Consider the following 20,447-nt stretch of genomic DNA (forward strand, 5'->3'; position numbering starts at 1 on the left):
AAAATAACAATTCCGACTAATGAACTAAGAATATATTGACTAATAATGTCGAAAAAAGTAAAATCATGACGTAGTAAATATCATTAAGTTGAGTTTTTTTGTTGGAAAAATAAGAGATCCCTTTTTATTGTGAAAGGCAGGTAAATCTTACTTGAAAGAACTATTTATAAAAACCGAAAAACAACGGGAATGGCTTGAAAAGTTAGCTGTTTTAGAAAAAGCTATAAAAGAAAATGCCCAACGAAACGATGAAGAATCGATTTTCCCTCATGAAAATATAAAAAGGTTACGTGAGATTGGATATCCAAAAGTTACTTTGCCTACAGAATATGGTGGCGAGGGGATGAATGTTTATGATGCCATATTACTGCAAGAAACGTTAGGTAGTTATGATGGCAGTACAGCTCTTTCCATTGGATGGACTCTGCTCACGGTAGGGGATGTCTATGAAACGAAAAGCTGGGCAGAAGAAAAGCTTAAAGAATTTGCAAATGATGTAAAAAACGGTGCTATCATCAATAAAATTTTCAGTGAAGTCATTACAGGAAGTCCAGTCCGTGGTGGCCGTCCTGGAACAAGCGCTGTGAAGAAAGGGAACAAATGGGTAATCAATGGTCGTAAAGCTTATGCAACATGTTCACCTGAGTTAGATTATTTTTTAGTAACTGCTTGGATACCAGAGATCGAAAATATTGGAAACTTTCTAATTCATAAAGATACAGAAGGCCTTTCAATCGATGAAACTTGGGATGTCATTGCCATGAAATCGACAGGCAGTCACGATCTAGTTTTAGAAAATGTAGAAGTAGATGAGTCAAATTTGGTAGAAATTCCGAAATACCAAACAGGCTTTAAATTGAATGGATGGTTATTAATCATTCCTGCTACATATCTAGGAATTGCGCAAGCAGCACGCGATTATGCAGTGGAATTTGCCAATACCCACTCACCAAATAGCATTAAAGGAACGATTGCAACATTACCAAACGTTCAAGCATTAATTGGAGAAATTGATTTGCTACTGATGCAAGCTCGCTATACCCTTTATGGTGCAGCCCAAAGTTGTATCGATTTAATGCAAAAAGGTGAAATTTCAACAGAAGATGCTGCCAACATTGCAAATGCAGTCAATGTAGCAAAATATACCGTTACAAATAATGCAATTCAAGTCGTGGATAAAGCAATGCGCGTGGCAGGAGCAAGAAGTTTACAACGCAACAATCCACTTCAACGATATTATCGCGATGTTCGTGCAGGACTTCATAATCCACCAATGGATGATTTAACAATAAAACAATTAGCAGAATCAGCATTAAAATTATAATTTTAGGAGGAAACAACAATGAATTTTAAAAAATTTTTTAAATTAGGAGCGATTGGTTTACTAGCAGCATCCCTTGCTGCATGTGGTGGCGGAGATGAAAAATCTACTGATAAAGAAACTTCCCAAGATTCATCGGATGTGAAAAAAATTAAAGTCGCTTATGCAATTTCTTGGAAGCCGATTACGTATCAAGATGAAAACGGTGAACCAGCAGGATACGAATTAGATATGCTAAGACTTGTTGATGAAAAATTGGAAGACTATGAATTTGAATATATCGGAACTACAGATGATGATTTATTAATCGGTGTAGAACAAGGGAAATACGATTTAGGGGTTAAAAACATTTTCTATACAGATGAACGTGCAGAAAAATATGTTTTCCCTAAAGAATTCACAGGATTAAGCAGCGTTGGATTACTATTGAAAAAAGAAAATGAACATATTAAAGATTTATCCGATTTCGCAGCTGCTGGTTTAGAATTAGCTCCAATTGCAGCTAATAACGCTCAATACACAGTAGTAGCGAAATACAACGAAGAAAATCCAGATAACCAAGTGAAATTAGTTGCTGGCGATACATTTGCTGTGGACGCTGTACAATGGGTAAACGAAGGACGTGCAGATGGTGCAATTGCACTTGAACCAGTTATCGATAAACAAATCAACGATCCAGAAGGTCCTTACCATAATCTAAAAGACGAAGTAGTGTATAACGAGTTCACTGTGATCAAAACTTGGACATTATTTAACAAAAACAATCAAGAATTGGCAGATGCTTTCGACGAAGTAATTAAAGAAATTAAACAAACAAATGCATTAAACGAATTAATGGTTAAACACTATGGACGTGACCTATTTGAAGTATTAGAAAGAGTAGAAGGTCAGTCTAAATAATCATCTTGATATACGGGCTGTTGGGTACCAATCACCTTACAGCCTTCATTTTTTCATGAAAAGTGGTGAGAGAATGTTTGAAAAGTATTTTGATATTGGCTATTTATGGGGAGCATTTCCGCAATTATTGCCATACTTAAAAATCACTTTTGCTGTGGCGGGTCTTGCCGTATTCTTTGGTACATTGCTTGGCTTAGTCTTAGCCTTTATGAAAATGGGCAAAAGTAAGGTGCTGCAAGTAATCGCCCATGGATATACAACGATTATGCGTTGTACGCCATCCATCGTTCTATTGTTTTTAGTCTACTATGGTGTTCCATTTTTAGCAGATTCATTATTTAATGTGAATTTACAAAATATTTATACAGGTGTTTTTGTCGTTATTACGTTCTCATTACAATTTGCAGCCATGATGTCTGAAGTGATTCGTTCCGCAATTCAATCCATTGATAAAGGACAATTTGAGGCGGCGGTAAGTGTTGGGCTGACGCCATGGCAAGCATACAGACGCATCATTTTCCCACAAGCTTTTGTTGTAGCTCTTCCTAACTTCGGAAACGGTCTAATTGCCATTTTACAAGAAGGGGCATTAGCTTACACAATTGGATTTATCGACATTGTTGGAAAAGCAAACTTGATTATTGCAAGTAACTTTAATTCCCATGCGTTAGAAATTTACATTGCATTAGCCGTGATTTATTGGGTTATTTCCATTGTCATTGAAAAAATATTCGAACTCCTTGAAAAAACTTTCAGCAAAGGTTCCCGCTCGATAAAGGCATCGTAGGAGGTGGAGTAACAAATGTTAAATATAGAATTTTTAATCGATACGTTTTTCGTTGCATTATCAGGCGTGCCGATCGCATTGCTTGTGACTGTTGTTGCTCTTGCGATTGCTTTGCCGATTGGGTTTTTCTTCGCTTTAACAAGAATTAATAAAATTCCGGTGCTGAATCAACTAGCGAAAATTTATGTATCATTCGTTCGCGGTACGCCAATCATTATCCAAATTTTTGTTTTATATAGTTTTATACCGATTCTATTAAATATGACCTTTGAAAAATATAACATCGATTATGAAGTGTATAAAATTCATCCGATATGGTATGCATTCGTTATTTTCGCTTTCAACAAGTCAGCCGTTTTAATTGAAGTATTCCGCTCGGCCTTATCGACTGTTGAAAAGGGACAATTGGAAGCTGCCTATTCTGTCGGTTTAACGACAGCTCAAGCATATCGAAGAATTATTATTCCGCAAGCTCTTGTCTCTGCCTTGCCAAACATTGCGAATACAACGGTGAACTTAATTAAAGCAACCTCATTAGGTTATGCCATCTCCTTACAAGAGATTACATTAAAGGCAAAAGTAGCAGCAAACTTTGGGTATAACTATTTGGAAGCATATATTGATATTTTCATTGTCTATTTAATTATTTGTATTGCGGTCGAACAACTATTTAAGTATTTAGAGAAACGGTTAAGCCGTTACAAAGTTGCCAATGCTTAAGGAAGGAGGCAAATAATGTTAGAGATTAAAGATATTCATAAATCCTTTGGTAAAAATGAGATTTTAAAAGGTGTAGATTTAAAGATCAATAAAGGGGACGTTGTAGTCATTCTAGGTCCAAGTGGTTCCGGGAAAACGACACTGCTTAGATGCATTAACTTTTTAGAAAGAGCAGATAAAGGAACTGCAAGATTCGGGGACTTAGAAGTAGATTTAAAAAATGCGACGAAAAAAGAAGTGCAACAAGTACGTAAAAAAACTGCCTTCGTATTCCAAAACTATAATTTATTTAACAATAAAACGGCCATTGAAAACGTAATGGAAGGGTTAGTTATTGCTCGCAAAGTGCCGAAAGCCGAAGCGAGAGAAATTGCGAAAAAAGCATTAGATAAAGTCGGCTTATCCGAAAAATACGACTATTATCCAAGCCAGCTATCAGGAGGGCAGCAACAGCGTGTTGGAATTGCTCGTGCTGTCGCTTTAAACCCGGATATTATTTTATTTGACGAGCCAACATCCGCACTTGACCCAGAACTAGTAGGGGAAGTATTAAATACGATGAAAGAGATTGCCAACGAAGGTACGACGATGCTTGTTGTTACCCACGAGATGGGCTTTGCTAAAGACGTCGCAAATAAAGTGATTTTCATGGACGGCGGTGTGATTGTTGAAGAAGGTACACCACATGATATTTTTGTTTCGCCTAAAGAGATTCGAACAAAACAATTTTTGCGTCGTGTATTGCCAGGGTCTTTTGATTACGAAATTTAATCTTCATTTAATGAAACGCTCTCATGTTATAGATTTGAGAGTGTTTTTTTGTACCTTTTTCTGTTTTTTAGAATTCGTACGATAATTCTTAAAGAATAAGCTATAATTAAGAATAATTATGATGAAATTTTCTGGGTGAAGAGCGCACAATCTTTGAGGGAGAAAGGTACGCATGTTGGCTATCTGTTTCTCGTTTTATGGCGGGAGCTTTTTTATTTTTCAAAAGTTGATACGAATCAATTGGAGGACGTATGGAAACTTACGATACATATTTTAGAGGGGTAGAGGATAGATGGTGAAGAAAAAATGATTACTCGCTTACGGCTCCTCTATTTTTCTATTACTTATAAGCTTTTGGTTTGGGGTATCAATTGGTTCTGTTGATATTCCATTATCATCTACCAATCCGAGAGCATTTAGTATTTTATGGAATATTCGCATGCCATTTAGATATTGCACATCAAAAACAAATTTTGGATATGATACGTAAAGAAGTGACGGAACATGGTTTAACCGTTGTATCGGTATTTCATGATATCAATTTAGCTTCCCTATATTGCGAGCATTTATTGCTCATGGAGGCTGGGAGCGTAAAAGCATACGGTGAGCCTCATGAAGTAATTATTGAACAGCAAATCATGGATGTATATGAAGCACGTATTTCAACGCAAGCCCATCCTGAGCAACCGAAACCGCAAATGGCAATTCTCCCAGATTTTGAAGAGCGGAGAAAGGAAAAATCCGTTTCCTTATCCAATATACAAAAGGGAGAGGATTACATTGCCTTTATTGCTGAATTTCCTTTAAAAGTGTTGTCATCAGCGGTTCATAATGCAGGTTTAGGATGGTATGCGACATTCATCAATCGAACAGTTCCACAAGAATATGATATAGAAAATGTGAAAACTGAATTTTTGCAATATATAATAGAAAAGGGCTTTTCACCAACGAATACAGTAGTAATGATGACGGCGGTCGATACGAAAAAAGCGGTGATGAAAGAATATCTTGCACCTTTTGGCAACCTTATTGTCATTGTCACAGCTGGAATTGGCGGTGCTATCGATGTATCTCATTCCTATGAACGAACAGCATATCAAACCATTGGGACAATCAATACATGGGTAATGATCAATGGAAAGCTGTCCGAAGAGGCTTTCGTACAAGGGATGATGACTGCAACAGAAGCCAAATCGAAAGCACTACAAACAGAAAAGGTTATGGATAAATTATCAAATACCATTGCCACAGACACCGACTGATAGCCTGCTAGTTGCTGCGACGCAACAAGGAGAATTTATGCAATATGCTGGTCCTCTTACAGAAGTAGGGAAAATGATTGGCAAAGGGTAAGCAACGGTGGAAGCCATTCAAATTTATAAAAGGGAGATGGAACGATGAAAATTTATACAAAAACAGGGGATCAAGGAAAAACGAGTTTAATTGGTGGTCGAGTTAGTAAAGACCACGTTCGTGTGGAAGCGTATGGAACAATCGATGAATTGAATTCATTTATTGGTAAAGCTGTAACGGAATTAGATCCAAATAAATTTCAAGATATTCTAAAGGATCTTGAAACAATCCAACACGAACTTTTTGATTGCGGAGGAGATTTAGCAAATGTCATGAAAGAAAGAAAATACAAATTGCAGGAAACTTCCGTAGAGGCATTAGAAAAACGTATTGATGTACTTTCTGAGGAAGTGCCACCAATTAAGCGTTTTATTTTGCCAGGCGGATCACCAGCAGCAGCAACACTTCATATTGCTCGGACGGTAACAAGACGTGCAGAGCGACAGGTAGTTACGCTAATGAATGAAGTAGAAGATGTCCCAGGAGTAATTCAAAAATATTTAAATCGTCTTTCAGATTATTTCTTTGTTGCTGCTCGTGCCGTGAATTACCGCTTGAATGTAAAAGATGTGGAATATATTCGAGGCGGTGATGTATTTAGATAATACTGTATATTAAAATATTGAATTTGCAATAGAAAAAAAATCCAAGTGTGAAATTTTTTTATGTTGCGCTTGGATTTTTGTATTTTAGGCAATATTTTTGTAAAAATATCTACTTTTTTAATTGTATAAAATTATATATCATATTTAGTAAATATAGTATTCTAGTTCAACTAGCTAAAAATTTAGAAATTTTTGAATAGTTGTTGACTGAATGCTCATTCATAATTAAAATGAATGATATAAATTGTTGCTGTTCACATGACAAACAAGGGGGATTAGATATGAATGGCTTTTTGCTAGTGAACGGGTTATTATTTATAGCCGTAGTTCTGTATGCAGTTTATCTGTTTGTTTATTCAGTGAAAACAAGATTAGAATATATTAAACTCGGTAAAAAAGAAGAGTTGGAAATCAGTTTCAAAGAGCGATTTGAGAATTTTTGGATTAACGTTCTTGGACAAAACAAATTGTTCAAAGATCGTAAAAGTGGCGTAATGCACCTTATTTTGTTTTATGCATTCTTTATTATTCAATTAGGATTAATTGAATTAATCATCAAAGGATTTATTCCAGGATATACATTTCCGTTAGGAGCTCTTCATCCATTCTTCACGTTTATGCAAGAGTGGACGATGTTTTTCATGTTATGTGCTCTTGTTTATGCAGCTTATCGCCGTTATGGTGAAAAGCTAACACGTTTACAATGGAAAAGAGATAAGAAAGCGGCTTTTGTATATATTGCGTTAATTACACTATGCCTTTCTATTTTCCTTGCTCTAGGTTTTGAAACGGTTGCACATGAAAATGAGCCGAATTTTGTCATTGCTCCATTTTCAGGTATATTTGCATTCCTTTTTGGCGGCTTAAGCCCGGTAGTTGCAAATGTGCTATTTAATGTATTTTGGTGGGTACATATGTTAGCGGTGTTCACATTCCTCGTATTTGTACCCCAATCTAAACAATTCCACGAAGTATTTGTTACGATTGGTCTTTTCTTCAAAAGAGCAGGAAAAGCTGGTCGCTTGCGCAAAATCGACTTCGAGGATGAAGAAGCAGAATCATTTGGTGTTGGAAAAATTGAAGATTTTACAAGAATCCAATTGTTAGACTTATATTCTTGTGTAGAATGCGGACGTTGTACAAATATGTGTCCAGCATCCGGCACGGGAAAAATGTTATCGCCAATGGATTTAATTGTTAAACTACGTGACCATTTAACGTATACTGGTGCCGTTGTGACAAAGAAAAAACCTTGGGTGCCAACGTTTGTTTGGAATAAAACGAAAGGTAATCAACTGGCAATGGCGGCAGGTGCTGAAGGTGCGGTCATTGAAGATATTTATTCTCCATCATTAATTGGTGATATTATTACAGAAGAAGAGATTTGGGCTTGTACAACTTGCCGAAATTGTGAAGATCAATGTCCGGTAATGAATGAGCATGTTGATAAAATTATCGATTTACGCCGTTATTTAACGATGACAGAAGGAAAAATTAATCCTGATGCACAACGAGCGTTAAATAATATTGAGCGCCAAGGAAATCCATGGGGGCTTAACCGTAAAGAAAGAGAGAACTGGCGCGACTCAGATTCAACTGTTCACATTCCAACAGTAAAAGAAGCAATGAAATCTGAAGAAGGCTTCGAATATTTATTCTGGGTAGGTTCCATGGGTTCATTCGATAACCGTTCACAAAAAATCGCGATGTCTTTCGCTAGATTATTAAATGCAGCGGGTGTTAAATTTGCGATTTTAGGAAATAAGGAGAAAAACTCTGGTGATACACCGAGACGTCTTGGAAACGAGTTTTTATTCCAAGAACTAGCTCAAGGAAACATTCAAGAGTTCGAGAAATATGGCGTGAAAAAGATTGTAACAATCGATCCACACGCATACAACATCTTCAAAAATGAATATAAAGATTTCGGATGGGAAGGGGAAGTTTATCACCATACGGAATTGTTATACAAGCTCATTGAGGAAGGCAAGCTTGTATTGAACCACCGTGTGGATGAAACAATCGTATTCCACGATTCCTGCTATTTAGGACGCTATAACAACGTATATGATGCGCCGCGTGAAATTTTAAAAGCGATTCCTGGCGTGAAATTAGTAGAGATGGAACGCAACCGTGAAACAGCAATGTGCTGCGGTGCAGGCGGTGGATTAATGTGGATGGAAGACCGTGTAGGAAATCGCATTAACGTTGCTCGTACAGAACAAGCATTAGCGACAAATGCATCTGTGATTTCTTCAGGCTGTCCATACTGCTTAACGATGCTTACAGACGGCACGAAAGCAAAAGAAGTGGAAGACAAAATCGGAACATATGATGTATGTGAATTGTTAGAACGATCTGTCTTCGGAGAAAGAGCAAAAGAAATCGAATCGGGTGAATCATCACAAGAAGAAACTGTGGAAGTACAGTAAAAATGTTTGGCTCTATAATATTTGGTGTTGGTGAGTATAAACCAGCACCAATTTTTTTGAACAAAAAAAATGAGACAGTGACAAAACTCTGGTAAAATGTAATCGCCAAAACACATTTTCCAAAGGAGTTGTGTCACATGTCTCACCATCATTCTATACGAAACCTACTCAATATAAAAGACAAAAATATCACATTTGATGAAAATTTTTGTTCTACCGAAACAATCAAAAAAGTAAAAGCGAAAGTCTTTCATGGGACGTTAACGTATCAACCAAAAGCTTGTTATGCTTGTGGACATGTCTTCGATGATCAAATCATTAAACACGGTTTTAAAACGTCTCTCATTAAAATGCCTAGCATTTCAGGTTTTCATACCTACTTAAAATTGCGTAAACAGCGTTATTTCTGTAAACATTGTCATTCCACGTTTACTTTAAAAACGAGCGTCGTGGCTAAAAACTGTTGTATTTCCAACAATACCAAAGTATCGATTGCTTTAAACGCCAAAGATAAAATATCCGAAAAAGATATTGCGATGAAACATCATGTTTCTCATGCCACTGTCAGTCGTGTCATTGACAGCTTTTATAGCTACTATCAACCAAATGTTCACTACCTTCCAAAGCATTTGTGTTTTGATGAGTTTAAATCAGTGAAATCCGCAGCTGGAGCGATGTCCTTTATTTTCTGCGACTCTGAAACGGGGGAGATTGTGGATATCGTGGAGGACCGGAGATTATCTGTCCTCAAAGAGTATTTCTTACGGTATTCCAAGAAGGCGAGAGATGCGGTAAAAACGATTGTCATCGATATGTATAGCCCTTATATTTCCTTAATCCAAGAAGTTTTCCCTAAAGCGGAAATCGTACTCGACAAATTCCATATCCTCCAACTATTTAGCAGAGCTTTAAACAAAACGCGCATCAACGTCATGAATCGGGATAAAAAGAATTACAATAAATTGAAAAAATACTGGAAGCTCCTTCTGAAAGATCAAACAAAACTTGATTATAAGAACTATACATATCATCGTTGCTTTAAAAAGCATATGTGTGAGGTGGAGATTCTCCACTATCTCATTGATTTAGATTCTGAATTAAAAGCGTCCTATGAGTTATACCAATACGTTCGACATTACATCAAAACCAAAGACTTTGAGCTCCTAAAGAAAACATTAGAGAATAAACAAAATATCGTTTCCAGCTATATGAAAACCGCCATCAAGACAATCAACAAATACATCAATTATGTCGAGAATACGCTAAAGTACGATTATAATAACGGCATTTTAGAGGGGATTCATAACAAAATCAAAGTGATTAAACGCATTTCTTTCGGTTATCGATCCTTCTATCACTTTAGAAACCGAATATTCATTACCCAAAACTTAGCGAAAATAAAAACAGCTTAGGGGAACCTCGAATTTCCCCTAAGCCATCCGATTACATATTACCAAATAATGTCACTAAAATTTATTCACCAACACCATTTGACAAAGAACCAAATGTTTGAAGGGGCTGTTCAGAAAGTCGAACACTTTCTGAACAGCCTTACTTCTTATAGTAATATTCTCTTAAAAACTTTGCTCCTGCGGCGGTCACATCAAACGCGCCTCCTCGCCGCAATTTACCTGCAGCGAATCTTTAGCGACAGCCGCAATTTATCTGCAGCGAATCTTTAGCGACAGCGCAATTTATCTACGGCTAAGCTTTAGCGACAGCCGCAATTTATCTGCGGCGAAAGCTTTAGCGACAGCCGCAATTTATCTGCGGCGAAAGCTTTAGCGACAGCCGCAATTTATCTGCAGCGAATCTTTAGCGACAGCCGCAATTTATCTGCAGCGAAAGCTTTAGCGACAGCCGCAATTTATCTGCAGCGAATCTTTAGCGACAGCCGCAAAGGGGGCATCTCAAAATGACTTTTCAGACGCCCCTTTTCGATTTGGGAGTTTGGATGCAAACCCGTCTTTTAGAGATCGTGTGTATGGGTGTTGGCTATTAAATGCGCAAGTTTGACTATTATCTTTTGAAGAATGGCTATTATTATCAGGAAGTTGACTATTATCGTAAATGTCGGAAACAATATTTGTTCCCTTGGCAATTATGTATTCGACTTTGACTATTATCTTTAGAAAGTTGACTATAATGAGATGGATTTTGGCTATTATCTCGTCTGTCAGCGATTGTTTTTATAGGATTGGCTATTAAGTACACAGCTTTGACTATTATCTTTTGAAGAATGGCTATTATTATCAGGAAGTTGACTATTATCGTAAATGTCGGAAACAATATTTGTTCCCCTTGGCAATTATGTATTCGACTTTGACTATTATCTTTAGAAAGTTGACTATAATGTGATGGATTTTGACTATTATCTCGTCCGTCAGCGATTGTTTTTATAGGATTGGCTATTAAGTACACAGCTTTGACTATTATCTTTTGAAGAATGGCTATTATTATTAGGAAGTTGACTATTATCGTAAATGTCGGAAACAATATTTGTTCCCCTTGGCAATTATGTAAACGACTTTGACTATTATCCTTTGAAGATTGACTATAATTCTTTTGAATTAGACAATGAGCGAATTCTTTGAGAATAAAAATATTGATTCACGAAGAGGTTAAAGTATTGGCGAGGCGAGTACATCCAATAAGGATAAAGAGAGGTATTTGGGGTATAAATATTATACTGAAATATTAAATTGTTAGAAAAATAAGAAAAAATCGATTGCTAATCTACTTAATTTTCAGTAAAATAATAGGGAGAATAGAAAAGGGAGTTCTAAACAACTCCGCTTTTTCTTATGATTAATACTGAGCGAGCGTTCAATCGATTATCAACACTCAGTACTACTATTATTGTATTCAACAAAATAATGAAACATTCAAGATTTACGCACGTTTCGATAAAGGGGTGGAATGTTTGAAAACAGTTATATTAGAGGGTGCAAGAACACCTTTTGGCAAATTCGGTGGCGCATTATCAACTCTTACTGCTTCTGATCTTGGAGGTATTGCCATTAAAGAAGCATTGAAAAGGGCAGATGTCAAGGCGGATCAAGTGAATGAAGTAATTATGGGTACGGTTCTTCAAGCAGGGCAGGGACAAATTCCTTCTCGCCAGGCAGCAGCAAAAGCGGGAATTCCTTGGTCAGTAAAAACAGAAACAATCAACAAAGTTTGTGCATCAGGTATGAGAAGTGTGACACTTGCTGATCAATTAATTCGCCTAGGGGAAGAAGAAGTCATTGTTGCTGGCGGAATGGAATCGATGTCCAATGCTCCGTATTACTTGCAAAAGGGTCGTTGGGGATTACGTATGGGAGATTCAACAGTTGTTGATGGCATGATTTATGATGGCCTATCTTGTTCCTTCCATCCAGATAAGGTTCATATGGGGACTTATGGAAACGGAACAGCGAAGGAATTCAACATCTCAAGAGAAGAACAAGATGCATGGGCATTGCGTAGCCATCAATTAGCAATCCGAGCGATTGATGAAGGGAAATTGGCTGAAGAAATCGTTCCGGTAGAAGTAAAAACTCGCAAAGATACATTAATTGTAAAAGAAGATGAGGCGCCTCGCAGAGAAACATCATTGGAAGCGCTAGCAAATTTAAAACCTGCTTTCGACCGAGACGGCACAATTACTGCTGGAAATGCTCCGGGAGTAAATGATGGCGCTTGTGCACTTGTATTAATGAGTGAGAAAAAAGCGAAGGAAGAAGGACGCACACCGCTCGCGTATGTATTAGCTCATGCGGAAGTTGCTGTTGAGCCAGAAAACTTTCCACAAACTCCAGGACTTGTGATTCGTGAAATTTTAAATAAAACAAACAAAACGATTGATGAAATTGACTTAATTGAAATTAATGAAGCCTTTGCAGCAGTTGCTCTTGTAAGCAACCAAATTGCTGGACTCGATCCAAACAAAGTGAATGTAAACGGAGGAGCGGTTGCATTAGGTCATCCGATTGGTGCTTCAGGTGCAAGAATCATTTTAACTCTTTGCTACGAATTAAAACGTCGTGGTGGTGGAATTGGCATCGCAGCTATTTGCTCTGGCGGTGGTCAAGGGGATGCCATCATGGTAGAAGTATCGAAAAATTAATTCAAACAAATGGGGGAAAGGAAATGGCAATTAAAAAAGTAATGGTTGTTGGTGCTGGACAAATGGGTTCAGGCATTGCTCAAGTATGTGCTACAGCAGGATTTGAAGTAAAATTAAACGACATTAAAGAAGAATACTTTGAACGAGGTCTTACAACAATTACGAAAAATTTGTCTCGCGATGTGGAAAAGGGACGTAAAACTGCTGAAGAAAAAGAAGCGATTTTAAATCGAATTACGAAATCCTTGAGCTTAGAAGATGCTCGTGATGTGGATATTGTAATCGAAGCAGCAACAGAAAATATGGAAATCAAGCAATCTATTTTTAAGCAACTAGATGAAATTGCACCGGAACATGCAATTCTTGCGACAAATACATCTTCACTTCCAATTACGGAAATTGCAGCAGTAACGAAACGACCTGAAAAAGTAATCGGTATGCACTTCATGAATCCAGTGCCAGTTATGAAACTGGTGGAAGTAATTCGCGGTCTTGCAACGGCTGATGAAGTATACAAAACGGTAGAACAAATGGCGATTGAGTTAGGCAAAAAACCGGTAGAAGTTAATGACTTCCCGGGATTTGTATCCAACCGCATTCTCCTACCGATGATTAACGAAGCGATTTATGCACTATATGAAGGCGTTGCGACAAAAGAAGCAATCGACGATGTTATGAAATTAGGCATGAATCATCCAATGGGACCACTTCAATTAGCAGATTTCATCGGTTTAGATACATGTCTATACATTATGGAAATCTTACATGAAGGATTAGGAGATAGCAAATATCGTCCGTGTCCTTTACTTCGCAAATACGTGGCAGCTGGTTGGTTAGGAAAGAAATCAGGCCGCGGTTTCTACATCTACGAATAGCAGGGAGTGAAACCGATGAATTTGAACTTCACAGAAGAGCAACTCATGATGCGTGATATGGTTCGGGATTTTGCACAAAACGAAATTGCTCCGTTTGTCGAAAAAATGGAAGCAGGTGAATTTCCTAGGCCGATTTTAAACAAAATGGCTGAGCTCGGTTTAATGGGGATTACTGTTCCAGAAGAGTATGGCGGTTCTGGAATGGATTTTATTTCGTATATCATCGCGATTAATGAACTCTCCAAAGTAAGCGCGGTAATTGGTGTTATTCTATCTGTGCACACTTCTGTTGGTACAAATCCAATTCTATATTTTGGAAATGAAGAACAAAAACAAAAATATGTGCCAAAACTCGCAAAAGGAGAATATTTAGGAGCCTTTTGTTTAACAGAACCATCTGCAGGAAGCGATGCTGCTTCCTTAAAAACAAGAGCGGTGAAAAAAGGCGATAAATACATCATCAACGGCTCAAAAATCTTCATCACAAATGGTGGTGAGGCAGATGTTTATATCGTCTTTGCTAAAACGGATCCTGAAAAAGGTTCCCGCGGGGTAACGGCGTTCATTGTTGAAAAAGATACTCCAGGCCTCATCATAGGAAAAGATGAGAAAAAAATGGGCTTACACGGTTCTAGAACAGTTGAACTGAGCTTTGAAAACATGGAAGTGCCGGAAGCAAATCGCCTCGGAGAAGAAGGAGAAGGCTTTAAAATCGCAATGGCAAACTTAGATGTCGGCCGTATCGGGATTGCAGCACAAGCTCTTGGTATTGCAGAAGCGGCTTTAGATGCAGCAGTGAAATATGCAGGCGAGCGTCAACAGTTTGGTAAGCCAATTATTGCGAATCAAGGAATTGGGTTTAAGCTTGCAGATATGGCAACAGCGGTAGAAGCTGCAAGACTACTCGTTTATCGTGCGGCAGACCTACGTTCAAAAGGCTTGCCTTGCGGTAAAGAAGCGTCGATGGCGAAGTTGTTTGCATCACAAACAGCGAGAGAAGTGGCAATCGAAGCAGTTCAAGTATTTGGCGGATACGGTTATACAAAAGAGTATCCGGTAGAGCGCTACTTCCGTGATGCAAAAATTACTGAAATTTACGAAGGCACAAGTGAAATTCAACGCATTGTAATTAGCAAACATTTATAAGATTCTGGTACTGTCTCAATATCCAAGTAGAAGTGCCAAACTCAAAAAAGGGGGATAACCATGAATTTCCAATTGTCAGAAGAACATTTACAACTGCGAGAAATGGTACGAGATTTCGCGCTAAATGAAGTAGCACCTACAGCACAAGAACGTGATGAGCAAGCACGCTTTGATAGAGAAATTTGGGATAAACTAGCGGAACTTGGACTGACAGGAATCCCTTGGCCAGAGGAATACGGTGGAGCTGGCTTTGATTATTTAGCTTATGTAATCGCTGTAGAAGAACTTTCTCGCGTATGTGCGTCAACTGGTGTAACTCTCTCAGCTCATACTTCATTAGCGGGTTGGCCAGTTTATAAATTCGGTACTGAAGAACAAAAGCAAAAATACCTTCGACCTATGGCAGAAGGGAAGAAAATCGGTGCATATTGCTTAACTGAGCCTGGTTCAGGTAGTGACGCGGGAGCGATGAAAACAACAGCTGTTTTGGATGGAGATGAATACGTGTTAAACGGTTCAAAAATCTTCATCACAAATGGTGGTATCGCAGACATCTACATTGTCTTCGCATTAACAAATCCGGAAGCAAAAACAAGAGGAGTTAGCGCCTTTATCGTTGAATCAAGTTTCCCAGGTTTCCAAGTTGGGAAAAAAGAAGACAAAATGGGAATCCGTTCATCACCTACAGCAGAAATTATCTTTGACAACTGCCGAGTTCCAAAAGAAAACTTACTTGGTGCAGAAGGAGAAGGTTTTAAAATTGCAATGCAAACATTAGACGGTGGACGAAACGGAATTGCAGCCCAAGCGGTAGGAATTGCCCAAGGAGCGTTGGATGCAGCTGTTGAATATGCAAAAGAACGCGAACAATTCGGAAAACCAATCGCAGCAAATCAAGGGATCTCTTTCAAACTGGCAGATATGGCTACAGCTGTAGAAGCATCAAGACTATTAACTTATCAAGCAGCTTGGCTAGAATCCGAAGGCTTGCCTTACGGAAAAGCAAGCGCGATGGCAAAATTGATGGCGGGAGATACAGCAATGAAAGTGACGACAGAAGCTGTGCAAGTCTTTGGAGGATACGGTTATACGAAAGAATATCCTGTTGAGCGTTACATGCGTGATGCAAAAATTACGCAAATCTATGAAGGAACGCAAGAGATTCAAAGACTTGTAATCTCTCGCATGTTGACAAAGTAACAGGTATGAGCAAGGAAAAAATTATCGTACAAACTTCCGTCAAAGATGAAAGCCTTATCGAATTAAGACGCCAACAAATCGTTGAAGCAAGCGTTAAATTATTTAAAGAAAAGGGCTTTCATCGTGCAACAACAAGGGAAATAGCCAAAGCTGCTGGATTTAGTATTGGAACATTGTACGAATACATTCGAACGAAAGAAGATGTACTCTATTTAGTTTGTGACCACATCTACAATAAAGTAACGATGTGTTTATCAGACATTTCAACGCAAAAGGGAACAATTGAAGAACTAGAAGAAGCAATTCGACAATACTTCTTGTTAATTGATCGCATGATTGATGAATTTACAGTCATGTATCAAGAGACAAAATCATTGCCAAAAGAAGCAATGCAATACGTATTAAGCAAAGAGCTAGAGATGGCTTCATTATTTGAGAAAATATTGAAATCTTGCGTGAAATCGGGAGAAATAGAGCTGACAGATCAAGAAATCTATTTAGCAGCAAACCACTTAGTAATCCAAGGACAAAGCTGGGCATTCCGCAAATGGGCGTATCACAAAAAATATACAACTGAAGAATTTATTGCATTGCAAACGAGATTATTCTTATCGGGGATTCTACATTTTCGTGAAAAATAGGGGTAAACACCGCTAAATTGCATACGATACCTTCGTTTGCAAAGCGGTGTTTTATCGCCTCAACCTTATTTTTCTTCGATGTGCATCTTTCATGAAAAGAAGTACACTTTAACAACCGGGAGATTTCGTTCACTTTTAAATGAAAGGGGTTTTATTATATGGTTCAAATGCAAACAGAGAATAAGACATCAAAGACTGAAATAAACCGTCCAACAACGGAAGTATATCGTCCGAAGAATCACGTTCGATTCGTTACAGCATCTAGCCTTTTTGACGGTCATGATGTATCGGTTAACATCATCCGAAGAATCCTTCAAGCAAGCGGGGCAGAAGTAATTCACCTTGGCCATAACCGATCTGTAGAAGAAGTGGTGAACGCAGCGATTCAAGAAGATGCACAAGCGGTTGCTGTTTCTTCTTATCAAGGCGGTCACATGGAGTACTTCAAATACATGTACGACCTGCTTAAAGAAAAAGGGGCACCTCACATCAAAATTTATGGAGGTGGAGGTGGAGTTATATTACCTAGAGAAATAAAAGAACTCCACGACTATGGTATTGCAGGTATTTTCTCACCAGAAGACGGCATGCGCCTTGGGTTGCAAGGAATGGTCAACGAAAAACTCAAAGGAGCAGACTTCTCAACACTGAGAGGGAACTATTTAGAGCTTCTAGATAAATTATCGACAGATCGACCAGAAATATTAGCGAACTTAATTACGGCAGCGGAAGTTGGCGGCGACCCTGAAATTACCGAAATGTTGAAACAAGCTCGCCAAAGAAGCAAAGGAACGCCGGTTGTCGGCATCACCGGAACAGGGGGAGCTGGAAAATCTTCACTTACGGATGAACTTGTACGAAGATTTTTACGAGAGTTCCCAGATAAGCGAATCGCGATTCTCTCTGTTGACCCGACAAAACAAAAAACAGGTGGGGCATTACTTGGTGACCGTATTCGCATGAATGCTATTTTCGATAAACGAGTATATATGAGAAGCCTTGCAACGCGCGGATCTCGTTCAGAACTTTCTGCATCTATCGGCGATATTCTTGATGTGGTGAAAGCAGCGGGCTTTGATTTAATCTTTGTAGAAACAAGTGGAATTGGTCAAGGGGATGCGGAAATTACGAAATATACAGACCTATCCATGTATGTGATGACGAGCGAGTTTGGTGCACCAACGCAATTAGAAAAAATCGACATGATTGATTTTGCTGATTTAATCGCTATCAACAAATTTGAGCGAAAAGGTTCTGAAGACGCTCTTCGTCAAGTGCAAAAACAATACCAACGTTCTCATGAATTATGGAACCAACAATTAGACGAAATGCCGGTTTACGGCACAATCGCTAGTCAATTTAACGACAAAGGAACAAACGCTTTATTTGCAGCGCTTGTGAAGAAAATTAACGAAAAATTCGGCTACAATTGGGAAACTTCCTATGAAATCGTCTCTAAAACAGAAAAACAAGATGTGATCATTCCAAATGACCGCCGATTCTATTTGCGCGAAATTGTAGATACAGTTCGCAACTATCATAAAAAAGTAGAGCAACAATCAGAACTTGCAACAAGACTTTACCAAATCGAAGGAACAATCAAAGAATTAAAAGCAAAAAATCCGGATGAGGTTCTTATCAAGTCTCTCGAAACACTAGCGGAAGGAATAAAAAATGAATTAACACCAGAATCTAAACGAATTTTAGAAAACTGGGAGAAAGTAAAAGAAGCATATGCAGGCGAAGAATTTGTAACAAAAATCCGCGATAAAGAAATTCGAACATTACTTACAACAACATCTTTATCCGGAACAAAAATCCCAAAAGTGGCATTGCCAAAATTCAAAGACTACGGTGAAATTTTACGCTGGGTATATAAAGAAAATGTTCCTGGTTCCTTCCCGTATACAGCAGGAGTATTTCCATTCAAGCGACAAGGAGAAGATCCGAAACGACAATTTGCTGGAGAAGGAACACCAGAACGTACAAATAAGCGATTCCACTACTTATCAAAAGATGATCCGGCAAAACGTTTATCAACAGCATTCGATTCTGTAACGCTATACGGAGAAGATCCAGATGAACGTCCTGACATTTTCGGAAAAATAGGTGAATCGGGTGTAAGTGTCTGCACGCTTGATGACATGAAAAAATTATTTGAAGGCTTTGATTTGTGCCACCCATCAACATCTGTATCGATGACAATTAATGGTCCAGCGCCAATCATTTTAGCGATGTTCATGAACACAGCGATTGACCAGCAAGTGAAAAAGAAAGAAAAAGAATTAGGCCGCATTTTAACAGTGGAAGAGTTTACAGAAATTAAAGAACAAACGCTACAAGTTGTTCGTGGTACGGTACAAGCGGACATTTTAAAAGAAGACCAAGGCCAAAACACTTGCATCTTCTCAACGGAATTCGCCCTTCGTATGATGGGAGATATTCAAGAATACTTCATTAAACATAAAGTTCGCAACTACTATTCTGTATCAATTTCCGGCTATCACATTGCGGAAGCTGGGGCAAACCCAATTACACAATTAGCCTTTACGCTAGCAAATGGCTTTACGTACGTGGAATATTATTTAAGCCGTGGCATGCACATTGACGATTTTGCACCGAATTTATCATTCTTCTTCTCAAATGGCCTTGACCCAGAATACACAGTGATTGGTCGAGTGGCTCGTCGCATTTGGGCAATTGTAATGCGTGACAAATACGGTGCAAATGAACGCAGCCAAAAGCTGAAATACCATATTCAAACATCTGGACGCAGCTTGCATGCGCAAGAAATTGACTTTAACGATATTCGAACAACGCTTCAAGCATTAATGGCATTACAAGATAACTGTAACTCACTTCATACAAATGCATACGACGAAGCGATTACAACGCCAACAGAAGAATCCGTAAGAAGAGCGATGGCTATTCAAATGATCATTACGAAAGAGCACGGTCTGTCGAAAAATGAAAATCCATTACAGGGCTCATTCATCGTAGAAGAATTAACGGATTTAGTAGAAGAAAAAGTGCTTGAAGAATTTGAGCGAATCAATGACCGTGGTGGCGTTCTTGGAGCGATGGAAACGCAATATCAACGCGGAAAAATTCAAGAAGAATCCATGTACTATGAACAATTGAAACATTCCGGAGAACTGCCAATTATCGGTGTGAATACGTACATTAATCCGAATGCTTCCATTGAAGAAATTGATAAATTAGAAGTGGCTCGTGCATCGAAGGAAGAAAAAGAACAGCAAATTCGAAACTTACGAGTATTCCAAGAGCGCAATAAAGGTGAGTGTGCCCAAGCATTAAAACGATTGCAAGAAGTTGCACTTTCTGGCGGTAATATTTTTGAAGAATTAATGGAAACAGTAAAAGTAGCAAGTCTCGGTCAAATTACGAAAGCATTGTACGAAGTTGGCGGCCAATATCGAAGAAACATGTAATGTTTATGGTAGATATTTTTTACAAATATAAAGTGCACATAGTAAAATAATAGATGCTGTAATTTTCACCTAATTGTTCATATCAAGGGGGAACGTTCGAAGTTTTTAGATTCCGAGCGCTTCCTCTTCTTAT

Annotated in this window: 14 protein-coding genes and 1 pseudogene; all 15 read left to right on the top strand. The window is 38.3% G+C overall.

Going from position 1 to position 20,447, the window contains the following annotated elements; genetic code table 11:
- The first annotated feature begins 151 nt into the window (after positions 1 to 151).
- Positions 152 to 1,324 carry an acyl-CoA dehydrogenase family protein gene (locus tag NST98_RS15495; RefSeq protein ID WP_340704498.1) on the top strand — a complete coding sequence of 391 codons (1,173 nt, stop codon included), beginning with the start codon at positions 152 to 154 and terminating at the stop codon, positions 1,322 to 1,324.
- 18 nt (positions 1,325 to 1,342) lie between these two features.
- On the top strand, positions 1,343 to 2,221 hold the full coding sequence (locus tag NST98_RS15500) for a transporter substrate-binding domain-containing protein (RefSeq protein ID WP_340434832.1): 879 nt from the start codon (positions 1,343 to 1,345) through the stop codon (positions 2,219 to 2,221).
- Between the two features lie 73 nt (positions 2,222 to 2,294).
- A complete protein-coding gene (locus NST98_RS15505; protein WP_096550307.1) occupies positions 2,295 to 3,008 on the top strand; it encodes an amino acid ABC transporter permease in 714 nt (237 codons plus the stop codon).
- A 15-nt stretch (positions 3,009 to 3,023) separates the two neighbouring features.
- Positions 3,024 to 3,728 (top strand): amino acid ABC transporter permease, encoded by a 705-nt coding sequence (locus NST98_RS15510; RefSeq protein ID WP_096550308.1) that lies wholly within the window; start codon positions 3,024 to 3,026, stop codon positions 3,726 to 3,728.
- 15 nt (positions 3,729 to 3,743) lie between these two features.
- Complete coding sequence (locus NST98_RS15515) at positions 3,744 to 4,499, top strand: amino acid ABC transporter ATP-binding protein (protein ID WP_016837281.1); 756 nt, start codon at positions 3,744 to 3,746, stop codon at positions 4,497 to 4,499.
- Positions 4,500 to 5,197: 698 nt separating this feature from the next.
- Positions 5,198 to 5,852: pseudogene (locus NST98_RS15520) on the top strand (adenosylcobinamide amidohydrolase).
- 44 nt (positions 5,853 to 5,896) lie between these two features.
- Complete coding sequence (locus NST98_RS15525) at positions 5,897 to 6,457, top strand: cob(I)yrinic acid a,c-diamide adenosyltransferase (RefSeq protein WP_340715495.1); 561 nt, start codon at positions 5,897 to 5,899, stop codon at positions 6,455 to 6,457.
- A 281-nt stretch (positions 6,458 to 6,738) separates the two neighbouring features.
- Positions 6,739 to 8,889 carry a (Fe-S)-binding protein gene (locus tag NST98_RS15530; RefSeq protein WP_340436243.1) on the top strand — a complete coding sequence of 717 codons (2,151 nt, stop codon included), beginning with the start codon at positions 6,739 to 6,741 and terminating at the stop codon, positions 8,887 to 8,889.
- 137 nt (positions 8,890 to 9,026) lie between these two features.
- Positions 9,027 to 10,301, top strand: coding sequence for an ISL3 family transposase (locus NST98_RS15535; protein ID WP_340714590.1), 1,275 nt, complete (start codon positions 9,027 to 9,029; stop codon positions 10,299 to 10,301).
- A gap of 1,511 nt (positions 10,302 to 11,812) precedes the next feature.
- Positions 11,813 to 13,000 (top strand): acetyl-CoA C-acetyltransferase, encoded by a 1,188-nt coding sequence (locus NST98_RS15540; protein ID WP_340715496.1) that lies wholly within the window; start codon positions 11,813 to 11,815, stop codon positions 12,998 to 13,000.
- A 23-nt stretch (positions 13,001 to 13,023) separates the two neighbouring features.
- Positions 13,024 to 13,875 (top strand): 3-hydroxybutyryl-CoA dehydrogenase, encoded by an 852-nt coding sequence (locus tag NST98_RS15545; RefSeq protein WP_096550313.1) that lies wholly within the window; start codon positions 13,024 to 13,026, stop codon positions 13,873 to 13,875.
- Positions 13,876 to 13,890: 15 nt separating this feature from the next.
- A complete protein-coding gene (locus NST98_RS15550; protein ID WP_340709481.1) occupies positions 13,891 to 15,021 on the top strand; it encodes an acyl-CoA dehydrogenase in 1,131 nt (376 codons plus the stop codon).
- 60 nt (positions 15,022 to 15,081) lie between these two features.
- Positions 15,082 to 16,221 carry an acyl-CoA dehydrogenase gene (locus NST98_RS15555; protein WP_016837273.1) on the top strand — a complete coding sequence of 380 codons (1,140 nt, stop codon included), beginning with the start codon at positions 15,082 to 15,084 and terminating at the stop codon, positions 16,219 to 16,221.
- 5 nt (positions 16,222 to 16,226) lie between these two features.
- Positions 16,227 to 16,862: a TetR/AcrR family transcriptional regulator gene (locus tag NST98_RS15560; protein WP_340715497.1), complete on the top strand. Its 636-nt coding sequence runs from the start codon at positions 16,227 to 16,229 to the stop codon at positions 16,860 to 16,862.
- A 158-nt stretch (positions 16,863 to 17,020) separates the two neighbouring features.
- Positions 17,021 to 20,314 carry a fused isobutyryl-CoA mutase/GTPase IcmF gene (icmF, locus tag NST98_RS15565; RefSeq protein WP_340715498.1) on the top strand — a complete coding sequence of 1,098 codons (3,294 nt, stop codon included), beginning with the start codon at positions 17,021 to 17,023 and terminating at the stop codon, positions 20,312 to 20,314.
- Positions 20,315 to 20,447 lie beyond the last annotated feature (133 nt).

Source organism: Ureibacillus sp. FSL W8-0352 (assembly GCF_038004345.1).
Lineage (GTDB): Bacteria > Bacillota > Bacilli > Bacillales_A > Planococcaceae > Ureibacillus > Ureibacillus thermosphaericus.